Source organism: Bacillus sp. 05T22 (assembly GCF_056396765.1).
In genome coordinates this window covers 72,790-95,555 of the sequence record NZ_JBFTMC010000007.1, presented here as the reverse complement: position 1 = coordinate 95,555, position 22,766 = coordinate 72,790, and the positions used below count along the sequence as shown (strand labels likewise).

At 36.0% G+C, this 22,766-nt stretch carries 21 protein-coding genes and 1 pseudogene; 14 read left to right on the top strand and 8 right to left on the bottom strand.

The features are described from left to right. Positions 1-133: 133 nt before the first annotated feature. The 6 genes from AC1DIT_RS04225 (at position 134) to AC1DIT_RS04200 (ending at position 6,038) form a co-directional block, all read left to right on the top strand. Positions 134-346, top strand: a complete 213-nt coding sequence (locus AC1DIT_RS04225) for a hypothetical protein (protein WP_033671046.1) — start codon at positions 134-136, stop codon at positions 344-346. Continuing rightward, a complete protein-coding gene (locus AC1DIT_RS04220; RefSeq protein ID WP_016132592.1) occupies positions 343-1,977 on the top strand; it encodes a peptide ABC transporter substrate-binding protein in 1,635 nt (544 codons plus the stop codon). The genes AC1DIT_RS04225 and AC1DIT_RS04220 overlap by 4 nt, the downstream gene beginning before the upstream one ends. Positions 1,978-2,103: 126 nt before the next feature. Next, a complete protein-coding gene (gene opp3b / locus AC1DIT_RS04215; protein ID WP_016113777.1) occupies positions 2,104-3,033 on the top strand; it encodes an oligopeptide ABC transporter permease in 930 nt (309 codons plus the stop codon). Beyond that, entirely contained in the window at positions 3,030-4,046 is a 1,017-nt protein-coding gene (gene opp3C / locus AC1DIT_RS04210) for an oligopeptide ABC transporter permease (protein ID WP_016113778.1), read from the top strand. Before opp3b ends, opp3C begins: the two co-directional genes overlap by 4 nt. Before the next feature lie 20 nt (positions 4,047-4,066). Beyond that, on the top strand, positions 4,067-5,110 hold the full coding sequence (locus AC1DIT_RS04205; protein ID WP_016113779.1) for an ABC transporter ATP-binding protein: 1,044 nt from the start codon (positions 4,067-4,069) through the stop codon (positions 5,108-5,110). After that, positions 5,103-6,038: an ABC transporter ATP-binding protein gene (locus tag AC1DIT_RS04200; RefSeq protein WP_016113780.1), complete on the top strand. Its 936-nt coding sequence runs from the start codon at positions 5,103-5,105 to the stop codon at positions 6,036-6,038. The genes AC1DIT_RS04205 and AC1DIT_RS04200 overlap by 8 nt, the downstream gene beginning before the upstream one ends. A gap of 352 nt (positions 6,039-6,390) precedes the next feature. On the opposite strand, the gene AC1DIT_RS04195 is transcribed toward AC1DIT_RS04200, so the two are convergent. Then, positions 6,391-7,782, bottom strand: a complete 1,392-nt coding sequence (locus tag AC1DIT_RS04195; protein WP_016113781.1) for an MATE family efflux transporter — start codon at positions 7,780-7,782, stop codon at positions 6,391-6,393. Positions 7,783-8,432: 650 nt separating this feature from the next. Between AC1DIT_RS04195 and AC1DIT_RS04190 the strand changes: the two genes are divergently transcribed. Further along, entirely contained in the window at positions 8,433-10,079 is a 1,647-nt protein-coding gene (locus AC1DIT_RS04190; RefSeq protein ID WP_016113782.1) for a peptide ABC transporter substrate-binding protein, read from the top strand. 33 nt (positions 10,080-10,112) lie between these two features. Here the strand turns inward: AC1DIT_RS04190 and AC1DIT_RS04185 are convergent, their stop codons facing one another. Further along, on the bottom strand, positions 10,113-10,316 hold the full coding sequence (locus AC1DIT_RS04185) for a hypothetical protein (protein WP_016131247.1): 204 nt from the start codon (positions 10,314-10,316) through the stop codon (positions 10,113-10,115). A gap of 621 nt (positions 10,317-10,937) precedes the next feature. On the opposite strand from AC1DIT_RS04185, the gene spx reads away from it, so the two are divergent. Continuing rightward, positions 10,938-11,333: a transcriptional regulator Spx gene (spx, locus tag AC1DIT_RS04180; protein ID WP_000258267.1), complete on the top strand. Its 396-nt coding sequence runs from the start codon at positions 10,938-10,940 to the stop codon at positions 11,331-11,333. A gap of 307 nt (positions 11,334-11,640) precedes the next feature. Here spx and AC1DIT_RS04175 read toward each other — a convergent pair whose 3' ends face one another. Beyond that, positions 11,641-12,312: a TerC family protein gene (locus AC1DIT_RS04175; RefSeq protein WP_016113784.1), complete on the bottom strand. Its 672-nt coding sequence runs from the start codon at positions 12,310-12,312 to the stop codon at positions 11,641-11,643. A gap of 366 nt (positions 12,313-12,678) precedes the next feature. On the opposite strand from AC1DIT_RS04175, the gene mecA reads away from it, so the two are divergent. The 4 genes and pseudogenes from mecA to pepF all read left to right on the top strand — a co-directional run. Further along, positions 12,679-13,356 carry an adaptor protein MecA gene (gene mecA / locus AC1DIT_RS04170; protein WP_016113785.1) on the top strand — a complete coding sequence of 226 codons (678 nt, stop codon included), beginning with the start codon at positions 12,679-12,681 and terminating at the stop codon, positions 13,354-13,356. Positions 13,357-13,439: 83 nt separating this feature from the next. Next, positions 13,440-14,984, top strand: a complete 1,545-nt coding sequence (gene cls / locus AC1DIT_RS04165) for a cardiolipin synthase (protein WP_016113786.1) — start codon at positions 13,440-13,442, stop codon at positions 14,982-14,984. 94 nt (positions 14,985-15,078) lie between these two features. Next, a complete protein-coding gene (locus AC1DIT_RS04160) occupies positions 15,079-16,320 on the top strand; it encodes a competence protein CoiA (RefSeq protein WP_016132593.1) in 1,242 nt (413 codons plus the stop codon). A gap of 46 nt (positions 16,321-16,366) precedes the next feature. Further along, positions 16,367-18,046: pseudogene (gene pepF, locus AC1DIT_RS04155) on the top strand (oligoendopeptidase F); the annotation flags it as partial. Positions 18,047-18,296: 250 nt separating this feature from the next. On the opposite strand, the gene AC1DIT_RS04150 reads toward pepF, so the two are convergent. From AC1DIT_RS04150 to AC1DIT_RS04130, 5 genes are all read right to left on the bottom strand, one after another. Next, positions 18,297-18,593, bottom strand: coding sequence for a P-loop NTPase family protein (locus AC1DIT_RS04150; RefSeq protein ID WP_170927945.1), 297 nt, complete (start codon positions 18,591-18,593; stop codon positions 18,297-18,299). 64 nt (positions 18,594-18,657) lie between these two features. Then, positions 18,658-18,963, bottom strand: coding sequence for a hypothetical protein (locus AC1DIT_RS04145; RefSeq protein WP_016132594.1), 306 nt, complete (start codon positions 18,961-18,963; stop codon positions 18,658-18,660). Positions 18,964-19,376: 413 nt separating this feature from the next. Next, a complete protein-coding gene (locus AC1DIT_RS04140) occupies positions 19,377-20,270 on the bottom strand; it encodes a ClpXP adapter SpxH family protein (RefSeq protein WP_476998074.1) in 894 nt (297 codons plus the stop codon). Then, positions 20,270-20,668, bottom strand: coding sequence for a globin domain-containing protein (locus tag AC1DIT_RS04135; RefSeq protein WP_016113792.1), 399 nt, complete (start codon positions 20,666-20,668; stop codon positions 20,270-20,272). Before AC1DIT_RS04135 ends, AC1DIT_RS04140 begins: the two co-directional genes overlap by 1 nt. Before the next feature lie 323 nt (positions 20,669-20,991). Continuing rightward, on the bottom strand, positions 20,992-21,570 hold the full coding sequence (locus tag AC1DIT_RS04130; protein ID WP_016113793.1) for a CYTH domain-containing protein: 579 nt from the start codon (positions 21,568-21,570) through the stop codon (positions 20,992-20,994). Between the two features lie 144 nt (positions 21,571-21,714). Here AC1DIT_RS04130 and AC1DIT_RS04125 point away from each other — a divergent pair, with 144 nt between their 5' ends. Together AC1DIT_RS04125 and yjbM are read left to right on the top strand one after the other, a co-directional pair. Beyond that, positions 21,715-22,086: a UPF0738 family protein gene (locus AC1DIT_RS04125; RefSeq protein ID WP_016113794.1), complete on the top strand. Its 372-nt coding sequence runs from the start codon at positions 21,715-21,717 to the stop codon at positions 22,084-22,086. Between the two features lie 30 nt (positions 22,087-22,116). Next, positions 22,117-22,755 carry a GTP diphosphokinase gene (yjbM, locus tag AC1DIT_RS04120; RefSeq protein ID WP_016113795.1) on the top strand — a complete coding sequence of 213 codons (639 nt, stop codon included), beginning with the start codon at positions 22,117-22,119 and terminating at the stop codon, positions 22,753-22,755. Positions 22,756-22,766: the final 11 nt, after the last annotated feature.

Below are 22,766 nucleotides of genomic sequence, written 5' to 3'. Positions count from 1 at the left end.
GTGTGAAGATAAAGTCTATTCAAAATGTTCCCCTCCGTCAAAATATTACTAGAATTATTATACTATAAAAGTTATAATGAGTACTAGGGATAATTATTTGAAAATTATACGCAATTTTGTATTTTCTTTCAATATGATGAGAGCAATGTTAAGTACCTCATTTACAAAAAATAAAAAAAATAAACATTTTATTAAAAATTTTAACAAAAAAACAAAAAACTATATTCACAATCGTCACATTATATGTATAATGAAAATTGTAGAAACTTGGAGATTATTCTTTCAATTCTGCTTTTTATCAAGTGGGGGTACAGGAGGTGCAATTAGGGGAGGTAGTACAATATGAAGAAAAAGATACCACTAATACTTGCATCGACATTGACGGTCAGTATGCTTGGCACTTGTAGTTATCAGCAAGAGGATACGAAAGCGAGTACGAAAGAAGGCAGTGCTTTAGGCAAACAAGTACTAAATTTACCTGAAGCTGCTGAAATTCCGACAATGGATACAACATTATCAACAGATGCGGCATCTTCTAACATAATGAATAACACAATGGAAGGATTATATCGCCTTGGAAAAGACGATAAACTCGTTCCAGGTGTGGCAAAGTCTTACGAGAAAACGGAAGGTGGTAAGAAGTACGTATTTAAATTACGTGATGATGCGAAGTGGTCTAATGGGGAACCTGTAACAGCTAAAGACTTTGTATATTCTTGGAGACGAGCTGTCGATTCAAATACAGGTGCAAAATTTGCTTACATATTATTCGATGTAAAGAATGCAGAAAAAATTAATAAAAAAGAGTTGCCAGTTGAAGAACTTGGCGTAAAAGCAATTGATGATCACACGCTAGAAGTGGAATTAGACAACCCTGTTCCTTACTTTGTTAGCTTAACGGTATATCCAACATTCTATCCATTAAATGAAAAGTTCGTAAAAGAACAAGGGGATAAATTTGGATTAGAATCTAATACGACGCTCTATAACGGTCCGTTCGTCTTAAATGAGTGGAAACATGAACAAAGTTTCCAGCTTAAGAAAAATGAGACGTACTGGGACAATAAAGTAGTGAAGCTGGAAGAAGTAAACTTCAATATTCTAAAGGATCGTTCAACTGCAATAAATTTATATGAAACAAATGCAATTGATCGTGTCGTATTGACATCAGAATTTGTAGATAAATACAAAAAAGATTCTGATTTCAAGACAATTAAGAAACCTTCTACACAGTTTATTCGTTTAAACGAAAAGAACAAGTTCTTAGCGAATAAGAACATCCGTAAAGCAATATCAATGGCCTTTGAACGTGAAAATATCGGGAAAGTTATTTTAAACGATGGTTCACAGGGGATATACGGTTTTGTTCCGAAAGGTTTAGCGAAAGGACGAAATGGAAAAGACTTCCGTGAAGAAAATGGAAATCTGATCAAAGAAGATATAAAAGAGGCTCAAAAATATTGGGAAGCTGGTAAAAAAGAACTTGGTGTTGATAAAGTAGATTTAGAGTTGCTGAACTTTGATACAGATGATGCTAAGAAAATCGGTGAGTATTTAAAAGGGCAATTTGAAAAGAATTTACCAGGCTTAACAATTTCAATGAAAATGCAGCCATTTGCACAAAAATTAAAACTTGAAGCAAGTGGAGAATATGCAATGTCGTATGCAGGATGGGCCCCAGATTATATGGATCCGATGGCATTCCTAGATATGTATACAACAGGAAATCCGCAAAACAAAGTCAACTATGCAAATCCAGCATATGACGAATTAATTAAGAAGGCAAAAGTAGAGACAGATGTACAATCTCGTTGGGATGCACTGTTGAAAGCTGAAAAACAATTGTTGGATGATGCAGCAATTGCTCCAGTATATCAACCAGGAAAAGCATATTTACAACGCAGCTCTATTACAGGGTTGCTAGAACATAAATATGGTGGCGAATTTAGCTACAAATGGGTTGAAGTCAAAAAATAAAAATGGTTTCCATCATGAATAAGGGTATATGCCTATGATGGGCATATGCTCTTATTTTAAAAAATAAAAGTAAGAATATTTCAAACTATCTTATTGCTTTTGAGAAAAATGGGGAGGTGCTTGATTATGGGACGTTATGCATTAAAACGTTTCGTGTACATGGCTTTGACATTATTTTTAATCACTACGTTGACATTCTTTTTAATGAAATTACTACCGGGTTCTCCGCTTAAGAACCAAGAGAAATTATCTCCGGCGCAAAAAGAAATCATTTTGGAAAAATACGGTTTAAATGATCCGGTACCAGTGCAATATGCGCGCTACTTAGGAAACTTAGCAAAAGGTGATTTAGGAGTATCATTCCAGTACGATAACCGTCCTGTAACGGATATGATTGTTGATCGTATTGGACCATCGGCACAGCTTGGTTTACAAGCAATCTTGTTAGGTACATTTATTGGATTAATCTTAGGAATTATCGCAGCGCTTCGTAATAATACATGGGTCGATTACGGGGCAACCATTATTTCTGTACTCGGAATGTCGGTACCATCCTTTGTATTTGCGGCGTTACTACAATATTTTGTAGGGGTAAAACTTGGTTGGTTCCCAGTTGCATTCTGGAAAGGTCCTGAATTTACAGTCATGCCAACGGTTGCTTTATCGATGGCAGTTACTGCGACAATTGCACGTTTCGCTCGTGCGGAGTTAATTGAAGTAATGCAAGCAGATTATATTTTAACAGCAAAAGCAAAAGGAATTAGTCAAGGTGTCATTATTATAAAACATGCACTTCGTAATGCATTGATTCCAGTTGTTACAATTTTAGGACCAATGGTTGCGGGATTAATTACAGGGACGCTTGTTATTGAACAAATTTTTGCTGTACCTGGACTTGGGGAGCAATTCGTTAAATCGATAACATTAAATGACTATACAGTTATTATGGGAACAACAATTTTCTATAGTGCAATCTTTATTTTAGTCATCTTTATTGTGGATATTTTATACGGAATTATTGATCCTCGTATTCGTCTAGCGGGAGGGAAAAAATGATGAAAGATGTACAAAAATTATCTCCAGATTTATTTCAACCAGCCAATCAAAGCAATGTTGATAATGAAGTCATTGCCCGTCCAAGCTTAACTTTTTGGCAAGATGTAAGAAGACGTTTGTTCCAGCATAAAGGGGCAATGTTTGGTCTTGTATTACTGATTATTATTACACTTATGGCAATTTTAGGACCGATGGTAAGTAAACATTCCTATAAAGAACAAGACTTAGGCCGTGCAAAAATGCCACCAAAAATTCCAGTGATCGAAAATATTCATTGGTTACCGTTTGATGGTACAGATCAATATGGTGTTGATCAATATGAGAAACGTGATATTAAAGAGTATTTCTGGTTTGGTACAGATGATCTAGGGCGTGACTTATGGACAAGAACATGGGAAGGAACACGCGTATCATTATATATCGCCCTGTTAGCGGCGGCGATTGATTTAGTAATTGGGGTTGCATATGGAGGTATTTCAGCGTTCTACGGTGGACGAGTAGATAATATTATGCAGCGTATCATGGAAATTATTAATGGTATTCCGTATTTAATTATCGTTATTTTGATGGTAATTATTATGGGTTCAGGTATTTGGTCAATTACACTTGCGATGGCAATTACAGGTTGGATTGGAATGTCGCGGATTGTACGTGGACAAGTATTAAAATTAAAAAACCAAGAATATGTATTAGCATCTCGTACGTTAGGTGCAACAAACACACAATTAATTGTGAAGCATTTAATTCCGAACGTAATGGGACCAATTATCGTTATGACAATGTTTACAATTCCTACAGCGGTGTTTGGTGAAGCATTCTTAAGCTTCATTGGTCTTGGTATTCAGCCGCCAACTGCATCACTTGGTTCTCTTGTAAATGATGGATATAAGTCAATTCAAACGTATCCACATATGATGTTCATCCCTGCGGTTGTCATCAGTATGTTAATTTTAGCATTTAACTTAATGGCAGATGGATTACGCGATGCGTTAGATCCAAAAATGCGTAAGTAAACGAGGGAGGAGAAGTGAAAATGAAAACATTGTTAGAGGTAAAAGATTTACAAGTCTCCTTTGATACACATGCTGGTGAAGTACAAGCTGTTCGCGGAGTTACATTTGATTTGAAAAAGGGAGAAACATTAGCGATTGTAGGAGAATCTGGTTCTGGGAAATCAGTTACTTCGAAAGCGCTAATGGGATTAATCCCAAATCCTCCAGGACGTATTAAAAATGGAGAAATTGTCTTTGAGGGTCGTGACTTAACAAAATTAACGGAAAAAGAAATGCAGCAAGTACGCGGGAAAGAAATTGCAATGATTTTCCAAGATCCGATGACATCACTAAATCCAACGATGACAATCGGTAATCAAATTATGGAAGGTCTTATTAAACACCAAGGGATGAGCAAAGCGGATGCGCGTAAAGTTGCGTTAGAACTGCTTGATCTTGTTGGAATTCCAAATCCAGAAGCACGTTTAAAGCAATACCCACACCAATTCTCTGGTGGTATGAGACAGCGTGTTGTTATTGCGATGGCATTAGCTTGTAATCCGAAACTATTGATTGCGGATGAGCCGACAACAGCACTTGACGTTACAATTCAAGCACAAATTTTAGAGCTTATGAAGGACATTCAACAGAAAACAGAAGCGGCGATTATTTTCATTACGCATGATTTAGGTGTAGTAGCAAACGTTGCGGACAGAGTTGCTGTTATGTATGCAGGTAAAGTCGTTGAAATTGGTACGGTTGATGAAATTTTCTACAACCCAAAACACCCGTATACATGGGGATTAATCGCATCTATGCCAAGTTTAGATGGTTCAGAAGCAGAGTTATATGCAATTCCTGGAACACCTCCAGATTTATTAAAACCGCCGAAAGGGGATGCATTTGCACCACGTAACCCACAGGCACTAAAAATTGACTTTGAAATGGAACCACCATTATTTAAAGTTAGTGATACACATTATGCGGCAACATGGTTACTTCATGAGCAAGCACCAGAAGTACAACCGCCAGAAGTCGTTCAAAAACGAATTCTTCAAATGAAAGCAGGTGAACAACATGACTAATCAACGTGAAAAATTAATTGAAGTAAAAAATGTAAAGCAGCACTTCAACGTTAGTGGTGGTGTTGTAAAAGCGGTCAACGACATTTCATTTGATATTTACCGCGGTGAAACATTTGGACTTGTAGGGGAATCTGGTTGCGGAAAATCAACAACTGGTAGAACGATTATCAGGTTATATGATGCAACTGCTGGTGAAGTATTGTTCGATGGTGAAAACGTACATGGTAAAAAATCACGTACAGAACTAAAGAAATTTAATCGTAAAATGCAAATGATTTTCCAAGATCCATACGCATCATTAAATCCTCGTATGACAGTTGGAGATATTATTGCAGAAGGCATTGATATTCACGGTTTAGCAAAAAGCAAAAAAGAACGTATGGATCGTGTGCATGAATTATTGAACACAGTTGGGTTAAATAAAGAGCATGCCAATCGTTTCCCGCATGAGTTCTCTGGTGGACAACGTCAACGTATCGGAATTGCTCGTGCACTTGCGGTAGAACCAGAATTTATTATTGCGGATGAACCAATTTCAGCACTTGACGTATCCATTCAGGCGCAAGTTGTAAACTTACTGAAACAACTGCAAAGAGAAAAAGGCTTAACATATTTATTCATTGCCCATGACTTATCGATGGTAAAATACATCAGTGATCGCATTGGTGTTATGTACCGCGGACAAATTGTTGAATTAACAAGCAGTGATGAGCTATACGAGAATCCAATTCATCCGTATACAAAATCACTATTATCAGCAATTCCGCTTCCAGATCCGGATTATGAACGCAATCGTAAGCGTATCGTATATGATCCATCTCAGCATCAATATGGTAATGAAACGCCTACTATGCGAGAAATTCGCCCTGGACATTTTGTTCTTTGTTCAGAAGCAGAATACAAGAAATATAAAGAAATCTATCAATAATAGAAAAGAAGCGGCTGGAGAGGTCGCTTCTTTTTTATATAAATACAAATAAGAAAACTGATATAAACCTTTTCTTATTGGATGGGAGAGAGGATCCGCCCAAGCGTAGAAGCGGTCAGGTCCTTTTTTCGCCCCATGCCGAGTGAAAACAAAAGGAGAGAAGGAAAAGCTGGGGTAGAGATTTCAGCAATAGAGTGGGGTGATAGAAAAATAGTAAATGAAATTTTATCGGCGCAAATCCAAATATATCGACCGTTCCTCAAAATATATCGGCGTTCCGATAAAGAACAACACAAAAACAGGTTGGAGAAGGCTTTCTCCAACCTGTTTTTTCTGAATATCAACATTAATATTAAGCTTGAACAGGAGCTGATTCTTCAGAAGTCTCCGGTTTAACAAGTGCATAATTTTCCCATGCTCTGCTTTTCCAGCGGAAGAACATAATGATGGCGCGTGTCCATTCATCAATCGCAATGGCTAACCAAATGCCGGGCAGTCCCATGTGCAAATAAAATACAAAAAAGTAGCCAAGTGGTAAACTCATTAATACCATTGAGAATGCGCCAATTAAAACTGGATATTTTGCATCACCTGCTGCGCGCAAGGAATTAATGATGACAATATTCATCGTTCGGCCTGTTTCTAGTAGAATACTTAATAAAAGAACGGTTGCTCCTAGAGCGATGACATGAGGATTATCTGTAAATAACCCCATTAACTGCGTGCGAAATGTTATGACGAGAATGACCATACATAACGTAACACCAATGGCCCACTTTACACTTTTCCATACACGTACATATGCTTCGTCTTTCTCATTTCCACCGACTAAACGCCCAACAATGATCGCTGTTCCCATTCCGATGGCGATAGCGAATAAGTAAGTAAACATTGAAATATTTGTTGCATACTGTCTTGCAGCTAATGATTCTGCTCCTAAGTATGTCGCATAATATAAAAAGACAATTTGACATGCTTGGTACATAACTTGTTCAAAAGCCGCTGGAATACCAATCTTTAAAATCTTGCCGATATATTCTTTTGATAATGTAATGTAGTAGTTCAACTTCACGCGATATTCCATGACGCGGTATAGTAACCAGAAGAAGACAATGAGTGCGATTAAACGGCTGAAAGATGATGATATAGCAGCACCTTGAACGCCCATTTCTGGAAAACCGAATTTCCCGAAAATAAGTACATAGTTTCCAGCAATATGAAAAATGTTCATTCCTAATGAAATCCACATTGCTTGTTTTGTAAATCCATGAACACGAATAATGGCAGCCAGTGAATTGATAATGGCTTGAAGAAAGATTGCTCCCCCAACAATTGATAAATAATTTTGTGCGTAAGTTAATACGTCACCTTGTAAATTCATCGCTATCATCATATTTTTCGAAAATAAAAGAAAACCGGCGCTTATGATGAGCCCGACTCCTAAGTTTAATGTTACCGCTAAAGCTGATATTTTTGATGCTTCCATATATCGTTTAGAACCAAGGTACTGAGAAACAACAATTGCGGCCCCGTTTCCGATTACTTCTAATACTAATATTGCGATATGAAGGTATTGATTCGCTGCCCCAACACCTGATACCGCGTCATCTGATAGTGCACTTAGCATAAAAGTATCAGCAATCCCCATTAACATAAAAAGAAAAACCTCTAAAAAAATGGGCCATGTTAAGAAAAATAAATTTAATTTTTCTCCCTGCCCTTTTTTGGACGTAATCTCTGTCATATCATCCCCCACTTTACCGATATCCTTTTTGAAACAAAATGTATCTTAACACACTTCAGCAACACTTGCATTCATTTTGCAGCTTGGTTATTGAACTACCCCCACCTTCACTTCATTTAGAGGAGGGGGTCTTCTCGGTTGAAATGATAAATATATATTTCGAAAAAACAGGACATATATAAGTACAAATTGAAAAACCAATAAAAATCCTTTTTTTTGGTTGGGAGAGAGCGTCCGTTCATGCGTAGAAGCGATCATCCCCTTTTTTCGCCCCATGCCGCGTGAAAACAAAAGGAGAAAAGCAGTGGAGATCTTCTTTTATTTTCAAAGCTGTGACTTATATGTTGAAAGATCAAAATGGTGCATATTAGAAGGGAATAATTATACAAAAGATATTATGTGATATAAAATTAATTATACTCTGATAATTTAGATGATTATAAAAACAGATATATTTAGTATTTCAGGCAGGAAAACAAGTAATATAAAACGTTTACAAAAAATATTATGTTAACAGAAAATTTTAATGAGATAGAAAAATAAATATACAAATAATATATTTATATGTATAATATGAATTATTAGAACATATAAATATTTCTTTCTGTTTGAAAATGAAAGGGCTAACATTTTTTTAGGGGGATGGAAGGATGAAGAAAAAAGTACCAGTTTTAGTAGCGTCGACAATAGCGATGAGCATGGTTTTAGGGGCATGTAGTTATCAAAAAGATGAGTCGCAAGCGAAAGCAAAAGGGGAAAGCGGCAATAATAATGCGAAACAAGTTATAAATTTAACTGAAACACAAGAAATTCCAACGATGGACACAGCGTTATCAGCTGATGCAGTATCATCGCGAGTGATGAATAATACGATGGAAGGGCTATACCGCCTTGATAAAGGGGATAAACTCGTTCCAGGTGTAGCGAAATCAAGTGAAAAATCAGAAGATGGAAAAAAGTACACGTTTAAATTACGCGAAGATGCGAAGTGGTCAAATGGAGATCCTGTAACAGCGAAAGACTTTGTATATGCTTGGCAACGAGCAATTAATCCAGATAAAGCAGCAGTATCAGCATATATTATGTTTGATGTTAAAAACGCTCAGAAAATCAATAAAAAAGAAATGACGCCAGATCAATTAGGTGTAAAGGCTATTGATGATTATACATTAGAAGTAGAATTAGAACATCCAGTTCCTTACTTTGAAAATTTAATGATTTATCCACTGTTTTATCCTGTAAATGAAAAGTATGCAAAGGAACAAGGGGACAAGTTTGGTCTAGAGGCAAACACAACACTATATAATGGCCCATTCGTATTAAGTGACTGGAAGCATGAGAGAAGTTTCCAAATCAAGAAAAACCCATCATACTGGGACAATAAAGAAGTGAAGCTAGAAGAAGTGAATTTTAATATTGTAAAAGACATGGCAACAGCGATTAATTTATATGATACAAAAGCGATAGATCGTGTTATTTTGAGATCTGAGTTTGTTGATAAATATAAAGGGGACAAAGATTTTAAAACTGCAAATGAAGCTTCTGTATTCTTCCTTCGTTTCAATCAGAAAAATGAAGCTTTAGCAAATAAAAATATACGTAAAGCAATCTCTCTTGCTTTTGAACGTAAACCACTTGTTGATACGATTTTAAACAATGGCTCTACTGAAGCGACGGGATTAATTCCAAGCAAATTTATAACAGGGCCAGATAAAAAAGACTTCCGATCTGAAAATGGGGAGTTAGTAAAAGCAAATGCGAAAGAAGCAAAGAAATATTGGGAAGCAGGCAAAAAAGAATTAGGTAAAGATAAAATTGAAATTGAGTTGTTAAATGACGATGTAGATTTATCTAAGAGAATAGGGGAGTATTTAAAAGGTGAGTTAGAAAAGAACTTACCAGGTTTCACGCTGAAAATTAAGCAACAGCCATTTGCACAAAAGCTTAAACTTGAAGAAAGTGGAGACTATGACATGACATTTGCTGGATGGAGTCCAGACTTCCCAGATCCAGTAACTTACCTTGATATGTTTATAACAGATGGCGCGCAAAATAAAATGAAATATTCTAATCCGAAATATGATGAAATTATCACGAAAGCAAAGACGGATGGAAGCGATGTAAAAGCGCGCTGGAATAGTTTACTTGAAGCAGAAAAAATGCTTATGGATGATGCAGCAATTGCTCCTGTATATCAACGTAGTGCGGCTTATTTACAAAGAGGAACAGTTAAAGATATTTATAAGCATAATTATGGCGGAGATTTAAGCTTCAAGTGGGCATCTGTCGGAAAATAATTTAAAAAGAAGCAGGGAATTTCCTGCTTCTTTTTAGTATGTTCGTTTTTTATAAATCCCTTTGCCGCCAACTTGCCTCCATCCAGATTGTATTTCCGCACTTTTATCAACAAATTTCATTTTCTCTTTCCCACCAAATAGCTTTTCACCGATGCTATTCGTAATGACACCAATCAATGCTGTAATTCCGATGACGAGGGCAGCGACAATTGCAAAATCAATAAAAAAAGCAACCATATGAAAATTCCCCCTTTGCCTGTCTGTATCATTATTGTATGAGAAAAAAAGTTAAAAAGAAAGAAAAGTTAGAAAATAATTATTTTACTTAAAAATAGTCTAGACAATAATAATGAGGTTTGATAAAATTAACGAGAACGAACGTTCTTTTTCGTGACTGTTTTACATAGCAGTAAGTCTTACATTTCACCATTGTTTTATCAGAAAAAGGTAATAAAGCGCTATCGGAAACATGTGGTGAAGTACATTATATGAAAGAGAGTCTATCAAAAAAAAATAGTTCTAAAGACGTATACGAATGGGATATAGGGCTTATGTCTTCAAGTATTTATGCCAGCTTTACTGGTCCTAAGCAACAGTTAAAGACATATGGTGTTTTCCCTATTAGTAAGGAAATTTACTGTATATTTCTTTCTGAATCTATTGTATAATGATTATAGAAGTTACTTATTTAAAGTAATTGTTGTTTAATAAAATTTGCTTGCTCATAAGTTGTTGTTTACATCGAAAGCAATTTTTCATTTTGTTGTAAGACAAGTCATAGTGAAGGATTGCTGGGAAATAGAAATTTAAACTGTAATTAGTACAGAATTTGTACTCTTTAAGGAGAGTGAGTCTTGTATGGTAACACTATATAGTTCTCCAAGTTGTACGTCTTGTAGAAAGGCGAAATTATGGCTAGAGGAAAATCATATTCCTTATACAGAACGTAATATTTTCTCAGATCCATTAACGATTGAGGAAATTAAAGAAATTTTACGGATGACAGAAAGCGGAACGGATGAGATTATTTCAACTCGTTCGAAAGTTTTCCAAGAGTTAAACGTTAACTTAGAATCTTTACCACTTCAAGATTTATATAAGATGATTCGTGACTACCCAGGCATTTTACGTCGTCCTATTATGATTGACGAAAAACGTCTTCAAGTAGGTTATAACGAAGATGAAATTCGTCGTTTCTTACCACGTACAGTAAGAACATTTCAGTTACGTGAGGCACAGCGTCTTGTAAATTAATATTAAAAGTTTTGTATATGAAAACCTTCTACCTCACAGTAGAAGGTTTTCTCATATATTAAGTAGTTGTCTCAGTATTTGTAGATAACTCTATTTTGATTTTTCGACACATTAGCTGCGGCTATGAAAACAAAAACAGTTCTCCACTTATTTCCTCTTTTTGTTTTTTACATGGCATGGGGCGAAAAAAGGAACTGACCGCTTCTATGCATGGCCGGATGCTCTCTTCCACCCAAAAAGAATGGTTTGATGTTGGTTTTTCAATTTGGATTTATATAAATCTATATCAAATCAAGAAATACAAGTTTTACTTTACATTCCCTAATTTGATATGCTGAACAATAAACCCGATTGTTAATACTGTGAAAATAAAGAGGAAGGGTATACTTGTTGCAAAGGTCGGGTTATGCTGGAAAAAGTTCGCAAGTCTCGCTTCATGGGTGATCATTCTGCCAGCCGTGTAAGCAAGAACTGCTCCTCCGCAATAAATGAGAAAAGGAAACCGCTCCATAAATAGTAAGATGAGTTTGCTTCCCCAAATAATAATAGGGATGGAAATTAATAATCCGATAATTACGAGTGTAAAATTTCCATGAGCCGCTCCAGCAATCGCAAGGACATTATCAAAACCCATAACGAGATCGGCAAATACAATTGTACGGATTGCTTGAAATAATGTCGTTTTTCCTTGTATAGAAGAAAGGTCATTATTATTGTCGGTTAGTAAATTTACAGCAATCAGTGTAAGTAAKATGCCACCAATAAGTTGTAAGAAGGGAATATCGAGTAAGTATACAGCAAGTATTGTAAGGAGAATTCGCAGCACGATTGCTAGGACCGTACCAATAAAAATAGCTTTATTCCGTTTAGATTCAGGTAAGTTTCGGCTTGCAAGCGCAATTACAATTGCGTTATCACCGCCTAGTACAACATCGATACCGACAATCATTAGTATAGATGTCAAAAAATCTAACTCCATCATTTTTCCTCCATTTATTCTGTTTTAATCAGTAATATAGGTGCAGCTGTATGTATGAAACGAAAAAGCTTGACCAGCTCTATTACAATTGTACGGCGCTAGGTGGAATTGTATGTCCGATTTTTTATTAAGAAGGAATGAGGGAGTTTATATCGCAAGTGTATATAATGGAATATATAAGAGGAAGGAAGTATGATGTATTAGCATAGAATAATCTAGGCGAATGACTGTTTTTCTAAAATGAAACGATTTTATTTCCATTCTGGAGAATCTTATCATAAAATGAAAGTACAAGAATCTATTGATTTGTCATATGAGTGGGGAATCCCTTCATAACAATTCCGAATAGGAAGGGAGAGTTGGATTTTGGACATTGAAAGAATTAACGATCATACGATGAAGTTTTTTATTACGTACGTTGATATAGAAGATAGAGGGTTTAATCGAGAAGAGATTTGGTACAATCGTGAACGAAGCGAACAATTGTTTTGGGAAATGATGGATGAAGCTCGCGATCATGATGATTTCTTTATTGATGGGCCACTATGGATCCAAGTACAGGCGATGGATAAAGGCATTGAAGTACTTGTAACGAAAGCACAGCTTTCAAAAGATGGACAAAAATTAGAATTACCAATAGGTCTAGATAAAATCATTGATATTCCTCTAGATGAGCGGATTGAATCACTATTTCAACAAGAGTTAGAGGAAGAGATGGAAGCGGGAACAAACTTTAACGAAGATGGAACATTTGGCTTTTTAATTAAATTTGATGATTTTGAAGACGTTATTTCGTTAAGTCATCGTCTTATATTTGAAGATATAAAAGATGAATTGTATTCGTTTGAAGACCGCTATTATGTATATGTTGAATTTGATGAAGTGCTACACGATGAAGAAGAAATTGACCGTATTCTAAGTGTTATTTTAGAATATGGGGAAGAGTCTACTTTAACGGTTCACCGTGTAAGTGAGTACGGTAAACAGGTTGTTAAAGAACACGCACTTGAGACGATTCGCAGTCATTTTCCTCCTAAAACGTAGGCCGATTTCAATATTATGAAATCGGCTTTTTATATGATGGGTATGATAAGAGTAGAAAAGCTATGTAAGTAAGGGGGGTAGGAATGAAAAATACATTAAAGTTACTTTTCTTTTTTCTAGGTTTATTCACAGTCTTTGTTTCGTTACGAATGTTTATTGATGTAGCATTTTATTCGGATGTTATAGGCATAAAGGATATTTCGTTTTTAGGATTTATAAGTATTGTATTTACTGTTTCTGCATTTTTAATTGGCTGTGTTATTTTCTTGGAAAATCGGCATCCATCTAAAACATTGACATGGTTAATTGTACTCGGTATTTTTCCTGTATTTGGTTTCTTTGCGTATTTATTGTTTGGACAAAATTTCCGCAGAAAACGAATGTTTCAAAAGAAGGCTCTTTTGGATGAACAAGCTTTCTTACAGTACAAAGGACATGAAGATTATCAAGAACGCATTTTACAGAATCATAAACATCAAGAACTGCTATTTCGTTTAGCGGATCGGCTTGGTGCGTTAAATATTTCATTTCAGACAGAAACAAAAGTGTTAACGAATGGGGATGAAACGTTTCAAGCAATTTTAGCAGGATTGCAAAAAGCGAAGCATCATATCCATATGGAGTATTATATTGTACGTGATGACAAGCTTGGTACACAAATTAAAGACATTTTAATTCAGAAGGCACAGGAAGGTGTTACCGTCCGTTTTTTATATGATGCGGTTGGAAGTTTTAAGCTGTCAAATGCTTATATCGATGAATTAAACGATGCAGGTGTCGAGATGATTCCTTTCTTTCCAGTGCGTTTTCCGATTTTGAACGATAAAATTAATTATCGAAATCACCGAAAAATCGTTGTCATTGATGGGAATGAAGGTTTTGTGGGCGGACTGAATATTGGTGATGAGTATTTAGGGAAAAATAAATATTTTGGATTTTGGCGAGATACACATTTGTATTTACGAGGTGAGGCCGTTCAAAGCCTGCAACTCATATTCGTACAAGACTGGTTCTATATGACAGGGGAAGCAGTATTAGCACCTGAGTATTTACAGGTGGAAGCAGTGGATGGCGATCATTGGGGCGGTGTCCAACTTGTCGCAGGTGGGCCAGATAATAAATGGGAGACAATTAAGCATCTTTATTTTGCGATGATCGCTTCGGCAAGGAAGTCTATATGGATTGCTACACCTTATTTTATTCCAGATGATGATATTTTATCTGCATTAAAAGTAGCAGCTCTTGCGGGCATTGATGTCCGTTTATTAATGCCGAGTAAACCGGATAAACGAACGGTGTTTTATGCATCAAGGTCTTATTTTCCGGAGTTATTAGATGCAGGGGTAAAGGTATACGAATATGAAAAAGGTTTCCTTCACAGTAAAATTGTCATTGTCGATTCTGATTTAGCATCAATTGGGACAGCGAATATGGATATGAGAAGCTTTCATTTAAACTTTGAGGTGAATGCCTTTTTATATGATACAGATAGTATTCGAAAGCTTGTTAAGGATTTTGAAGAGGATTTGCAAGAATCCAGTGAAATTCATGTGGATCATTTTCATAAACGCCGCCTTCATAAGCGAATTGTAGAATCGGCATATCGTTTATTATCACCTTTATTATGAGGAGGATGTTCTTACAAGGACGTCCTCTTTTTGTCTAAAAAGGAATTTGTAATGAATTGTAGAATACAAAGCGGTATAGAAAGGATGTGGTATTATGTTTGTTGCAAGGAGAGAAAATGGAGGGAAAGTTCACCTTCTTGAAAGCTGCAATGAAAAGGAGCTACTTGCAATGCGAAAGAAGGAACGCTTTTTTTGCCCGATTTGCAGGCGAGAGGTGCAGCTCAAGTTAGGGAAGCAAAAGAGATGGCATTTTGCTCATAAAAAATTAAATCAGTGCCTCGTTTCATCTGAGCCTGAATCCGCTTATCATATGCGCGGGAAGGAACAGTTATATAGATGGCTCAAGTCGCAAGGATTTCATGTAAAAATCGAACATTACCTCCCAGAGATTCGCCAAAGACCCGATCTGTTTATTGAAATGAAAGGAAGACAGATTGCAATTGAATATCAATGTGCCTCTTTATCCACTGAGCAGTTATTAAAACGAACGCGTTCCTATTGGGAAATAGGGATACAAATCATTTGGATATTAGGTGGAAATCAACTGAAAAGGCACTCTGCTTATTGGATCTCATTATCCTCGTTTCATTTTCTCTGCATACAATCTTATCCTCAGCCTTCACTTCTCTTTTTTTGTCCAAATGAAAAATCATTTCTGAAATGCGAACTTCTTACCCCGTTTTCTGCAAAGGTTTATTTATCACAGATCATTTATTGCCCGGTACGTACCATCACTTTTGAGAAACTCTTTTGCCAAGCACCAATTACGAAAGAACGATTGGAGCGGGAATGGCAGAATAAAAAGACCTACTTTCGAACGAATGTCCTTCCAATATGGAATTATAGTCATAAATCACTTTTACATCTTCTATATCAATATCACCTTTCTCCCTCTTGTTTTCCATCTGAAATTGGTGTTCCTCTTCCATCTGCATTTGCATTTCAAACGCATCCTTTTGTATGGCAGGCTTTTCTTTGTATAGACTTTATTGGCAAATTTAAAATTGGAGAATATTTTTCATTACATGCTGTTTTTTACTATGTAAATAAAAAGCGTAGTATTCAGAGGCGCACGTTACCGTATTTTTCGCAAAATGTATGGCAATTCGCAATCGTAGAGTATGTAACGTTTTTATGTAAAGCGGGAATGATTGAAAAGGTGGATGTGCATAAGTACCGAAAAATAAGGCAATTTATGATGCCGAAAACAGAAGGAGAAATCAAAGAATACGATGCGATTTGTTTGTCGCATGCGCTATCTTTATTCGAAACAAAGTACAACATGGGAAAAGGAAAAGCGGATATAATAAAGGAGTATCCTGAAGGAATTACATAAGCAGAATCGAATTGTACTAGTAGAGATTAAAAGGAGGTTTTTATTGATGTCTAATCAAAAAACAGCAAAAACATTGCCAGACCGCAGTGAGATTGAAGAAATGAACACATGGCGTTTGGAAGATGTTTTCCAAACTGATGAAGAATGGGAAAAAGAATTTCAAGCAGTAAAAGAATTACTACCAAAGTTAACTGAATTTAAGGGGAAACTTGGTGATTCTGCTGATTCATTATTAGAAGCTTTACAATATGAAGATGAAGTCTCAATGAGATTAGGAAAATTATATACATATGCTCATATGCGTTACGACCAAGATACAACAAATTCTGCTTATCAAGCGCTGAATGATCGAGCAACAAACTTATATTCTCAAGCGTCCAGCAGCATGGCGTATATCGTTCCTGAAATTTTAACAATTTCAGAAGAACAATTACAGTCGTTCTTACAAGAAAATAAAGAATTAAGCGTATATGAACATGCGTTAGAAGAAATTACACGTCAGCGTCCGCATGTACTGTCAGAGGCGGAAGAAGCATTGTTAGCAGAAGCATCTGAAGTCATGAGTGCATCAAGTAGTACATTTGGTATGCTTAATAATGCAGATTTAAAATTCCCATCTATTAAAGATGAAAATGGTGAGGAAGTAGAAGTAACGCACGGCCGTTATATTCAATTTTTAGAAAGTGATGATCGTCGTGTTCGTCATGATGCATTCCAAGCTGTTTTCGAAACGTATGGAAAATATAAAAATACATTTGCAAGCACACTTAATGGTGCAGTGAAACGTAATAATTTCAACGCGCGTGTTCGTAAATATGATTCTGCACGCCAAGCTGCGTTAAGCAATAATAATATTCCTGAAACAGTATATGACCAACTTGTTGAGACAGTAAATGATAACTTACATTTATTGCACCGTTATATTGATATTCGTAAACGTGCATTAGGTCTAGAGGAATTACATATGTACGATCTATATACACCACTTGTACCAGAAGTGAAAATGAATGTGAAATACGAAGAAGCGCAAGAAATTTTATTAAAATCATTAAACGTCCTTGGTGATGAGTATGTTGAGATTTTGAAAGAAGCATATGAAAACCGCTGGGTAGATGTATATGAAAACAAAGGAAAACGAAGCGGTGCGTATTCATCGGGTGCATATGGAACAAATCCGTATATTTTAATGAACTGGCATGATAATGTAAATAATTTATTTACACTTGCACATGAGTTTGGTCATTCKGTGCATAGYTAYTAYACAAGAAARACACAGCCACAYGTATATGGTGAYTATTCMATMTTCGTTGCRGARGTWGCATCAACTTGTAAYGAAGCRMTTTTAAATGATTAYTTATTAAAAACGACAGAAGATAAGAAAGAACGTTTGTATTTATTAAATCATTATTTAGAAGGATTCCGCGGTACAGTATTCCGTCAAACAATGTTTGCAGAATTTGAGCACATCATTCATAAAAAGGTACAAGAAGGTCATGCAGTAACGCCAGATATGTTAACGGAAATTTACTATGATTTAAATAAAAAATACTTTGGAGATGCTTTAGTCATCGATAAAGAAATTGGTTTAGAGTGGTCTCGTATTCCACACTTCTATTACAATTATTATGTATATCAATACGCAACAGGATTTAGTGCGGCAACAGCTTTATCAAAACAAATTTTAGAAGAAGGAAAACCAGCCGTAGAGCGTTATATTAACGAATTCTTTGATTTCAGTAAAAAGTAAGGGAACACCTATTTATGGAGTTCCCTTTTTTCGTTAAAGCCCCCGATTATTAAATAAAAAAATCAGTCAAAGGCGATGTTAAACTATCGTGTTGATTATTTATTCCGCTATTCGCGGGCAGTAAGACCTCCACCTCAAGATTCAGAGAGAAACAAGGAAGGTAGGTGGGGGGATCAACTGCCGTAAAACCCCCACTGATTAAAGTTTCACTTTATCAATTTCATCTTAACTAAGATTTTTGAAAGAGTTTCAGTTGTTTCATATAGTCAACAGCCTTCGTTTTATTCTTTTGTTTAGAAACATATTCTGCCTCGTTTTTATTTCTATAATAGCCATTAAATGTATCTTCACAAAGAGTACCGTCAGAAATGGCTTTTTTAACTGCACAGTGTGGCTCGTTTGTATGTGTGCAATCAGAAAACTTACATCTCCTGGATAAATCTACTATATCTTCAAATCCAAAATCTAAGCTTTCTTCAAGGTCTATCATTTCAAATCCCATTTTACTAAAATTCAATCCTTCCACCCACTTTTAATAATGTTTAACAATTGAAATCCTATATTGCTAGTCCTACAAACGTTGTATTCCGTTAAACTGCCTTTAACGGAATACTAAACGATTGTTGTTTTGTAAATTCTGACAATTTAAGTTTATCATACGTCGCTTCCTTTGAGAACAGACAGTTTTCAACCATCATTTTACTGACTGTTGTGTCGTCATTTCGAGGCCTGATTTGGTCAAGGAACTCTTTCAGACCGTATTGATCTGCTGTGCTTAACTTTCTAATTTCTTGGATGATGTCCTTCAGTGCCATTTGAAACAACGCGCTCTCGTACTTTTTTGTGTGCAGAGCAATCGTTCGTTGTTTTCGAATATCAACAGAGAAATTTAACATAGCTTTCTTTTTAGAAGCCTTTGAAACGGTTCCTATGATTGAAATACGAGAGGTTAATTACAATGATTGCGAATAAAAGAGGCAAGGCAATCATCTTTGGAAATGCTTGTAATAGTGAAAGAATGTACAGAAAAAAAGAAATACAAATGCCAAATAGTAGAAAGAAGATATGTGTTTTTTTCATAAAATCCCTCCTGAAAAGCTTCTTTTTAAAGCTTATTCAGTAATGAAAACGTTTAGAATGTGACAAAAGTGTGAAATTCGACAAAAAGGGTTGTCATCTGACGTCGAATCTTGTAATATAATAAGCGTGAACGAATTCACATACAAACATATACCCCTTTGTTTGAACGTGAAAATTTCTCCCATCCCCTTTAATATTTTTATAAGCCGTAAAGAAAAAGACCTGGTGTTTACACCAGGTCTTTTTCTTTTGTAATCCATTTCCAATAACGTTMGCATTTCACTTCAATCATTCGTACTTTTCTTTTCAATGACAATTTTTTTAGTTCTCGTTCTATTTCTTGCTCTGAGCAGTTATAAATAAATGCAATTTCTTTTGATGACATAAATTGAACCATTTCTAGTAATCCCTCTAGTGGTGGCAACGGAGCAGGCTCGATATCACATTTTACAATTTCTTTTAAGAGTTGTACGTATACATCATATGAATAAATTCCTGTAATTTTAATGCCTTCCTCATCTGAATTTGCATGAAAGAATACGAGAGAAGGGATTTCGGTGATGTGCATTTCATTTGTGAATTTTAAATCGCATTGGAATGCTTTTTTTGCACTAATCGAATGCAAATCTTTTTTAAATTCCTCTACATCAATACCGCTTTGCTGTGCGCATGCAAGTAGTGATTCCAAATCTGGTTTTGATACATTTTCAAGAAAAATGTATTCTTGAAGTTTCCGTAAAAATTTCGAACCTGCTTTTCGACCTTGCAACTCGGCTGCTTTAATTGCCATAGAAACTAAATACGGTGTAGATGAGGCGTCCTGCATATGTACTTTTCCATCGCATGAAAAGCCGTGCAAACTTGTTGTCTTTTCCCACACAAATCGAATATTAGCAGGTTTATTCCATTTGTGTGGGGAGGCGATTGCCCCTTCCACTTTTCCGGTTAATATGTGCCGAATCGAAAAATATTTTCCGTATTCGAGCCATAATTTAATGATGACTGGTTCGATTTCCCAGCAATCTTTGCAAAGTGGATCAATAAACAAATAGGCTTCCACAGATTTATGTTCGCACTTGGAAAGAGAAGGAATGCGCATATGCTTTGCTTCCTGTTTATCCATTACGCTTCACCTGTTTCGTTTGGAGTGTTGACCATATGCTGAGCAGTTAATGCTAAACGTTCAAAAACAAATTCTCGAATCTGCCCTTGTACTCCTGTATCTTCCATTGCTTTCTCCATACATGCTAACCAGGCTTTCGCGCGCTTTGGTGTAATCTCAAAAGGGAGATGGCGTGCTCTTAGCATAGGGTGACCATGTTCCTCTGTATACAAATTCGGTCCACCTAAATACTGCGTTAGAAATTGCTTCTGCTTCCTGGCTGTTTCTGTCAAATCGTCTGGGAAGATGGGAGATAAGTCAGGGTGTTTACTGACATAGGAATAAAACGTATCGACTAATGCTGCAATGCCTTGTTCACCGCCAATTGCTTCAAATGGTGTCATCGGTTGCTTGTTCATCCTGTATAAACTCCTTTTTCCATCAAATGTATATCTATTGTAGCAATGGATTGTCACGAAGAGCAACTAAACAGCTCTCGTGTAATCCTTTGCCCATTTTTTCCTTAAGATAAAGCTAAATATACGTGCAACATTGGTAAAGGTGAACCATTAGTAGGAAAAGCACCTACTGATGGAAGTTTCATTTTACCCCGCTACTCACAATCAGTAACCTTCCTTTTCAAAGAAGAAAAAACAAAGAGGGAAGGACTGACCGTAAGAGCCCGATTGGTGAGGGCTCTTACGGTCAGTGAGAAAAAACTTCTACTAATGGAAGTTTCACTTTAGCGTGCTTTGTTTTGTTTGGCAAGAAAAAAGCGTTGCACTTTATTTTTTGTATGGCGAACAGGTATATGGTGTTTGTTCAATAAATTGAGGAAATCAGCTTTGCCCGCTGCTTCATCTTGTACTTCATATTCAAGTTCATAATCATCGTGATTGTAATAGAAACTATGATCAAATACAAGTGTGCCGCCCTTAAATGTAGTTTCTGCTCGTTCTGTTGTTAAGCTTCCCATATAAGCTAAAGTAGAAACAGGGATTTGCAGGGCATGTAGTTGATCTGCTACAGGGCCTGGAATGAGCCCGTTTGTTTCCATCATTAGTTGTGCTTCTCGTGCTGTTAAAGGTTGATGAGTTTCCAGTAACCCAATTTCAGCTGGTTGTTTTAAAGTTAATGTATAAGCTCCGTCTTTATGACGAATACGAAGAGCAGAGCCTGCTGCTTTTAAAGAAAAATGAGGTGTTTCAAAATAATGATTCACTTGTTTTGTAAATGATTCGATAGAAAACACATCGCATAATGCTTGAAATTCTTCTTCTGTGACCATATTTTTAAATTCAATTTCAATTTCTTGTGTCATTGTATAAGCTCCTTCTTAAGAGTAATTCTTTAGACATTATCGCTTTTTCGCAAATTTGGTTCAATGTTTTATTTGTTTGCGTCCATGTTATGATACAATAATAGTGTGAAGTAAGACAGGAAGTTGATATGGAGGAGTTAGAGCATGCAAAATAAAATCCAAGTTAAGAGCGTAGAAGAAAGAGAGAATGCTCTTATTTTTTGTGCGGAAAATATTGAAATACAAGTGGAGGAGTTAAAGGCGCGTAATCACGTACTTGTAGACTCAGATCATTTATCATTTTTATATATTTTAGAAAACGAATCAGCTTTCATTTATGTAAGCATTCCGCATACATACTGGGAAGCAATGAACGGTGCAATGAAGAGTGATAAAGCAATGTTCGTTCGCGTAAACAATATTGAAATTGAGTTAGAGCAATTGAAAGAAGAAGTAGAATATTTAATTGAAAATATTGAAGGTAATGCAAATTACGGAGAAGAACTGGTAACGGCTGTAGAAAAAGTATTTCTATAAGCAAATGGATTGACTTTGGTGGTGGTTGAAATGAATCGTAATTGGGAAGAATTTTTAGCGCCGTACCACCAAGCGGTGGCAGAGCTAAAAGTGAAATTAAAAGGAATGCGTTCTCAGTTTACAATGTTAACAGAACACTCTCCGATCGAGTTTGTAACAGGTCGGGTAAAGTCGGTTGCAAGTATTATTGATAAGGCGGAAAAGAGAAATGTACCGCTTGACCGACTCGGAGAAGAAATGCAGGACATCGCTGGTCTTCGGATGATGTGTCAATTTGTTGATGAGATTAAGCCTGTTGTCGAATATCTTCGAAAACGAAATGACTTTGAAATTGTGGAAGAACGAGATTATGTGACGCAAAAGAAAGAAAGTGGTTATCGTTCGTATCACGTTGTAATTAGTTATCCTGTTCAAACGATTTGTGGAGAGAAAAAAGTATTAGTTGAAATTCAAATTCGAACATTAGCAATGAATTTTTGGGCAACAATTGAGCATTCTTTAAATTACAAATATAGTGGGCGTTTTCCAGAAGATATTAAAGTGCGCCTTCAGCGTGCGGCAGAAGCAGCATTTTTATTAGATGAAGAAATGTCTTCGATTCGTCTTGAAATTCAAGAAGCACAAAAGGTTTTTTCGCGCAAACAAGAAGCGAAAGAATCYGAATCATAAACTAAAGGGTG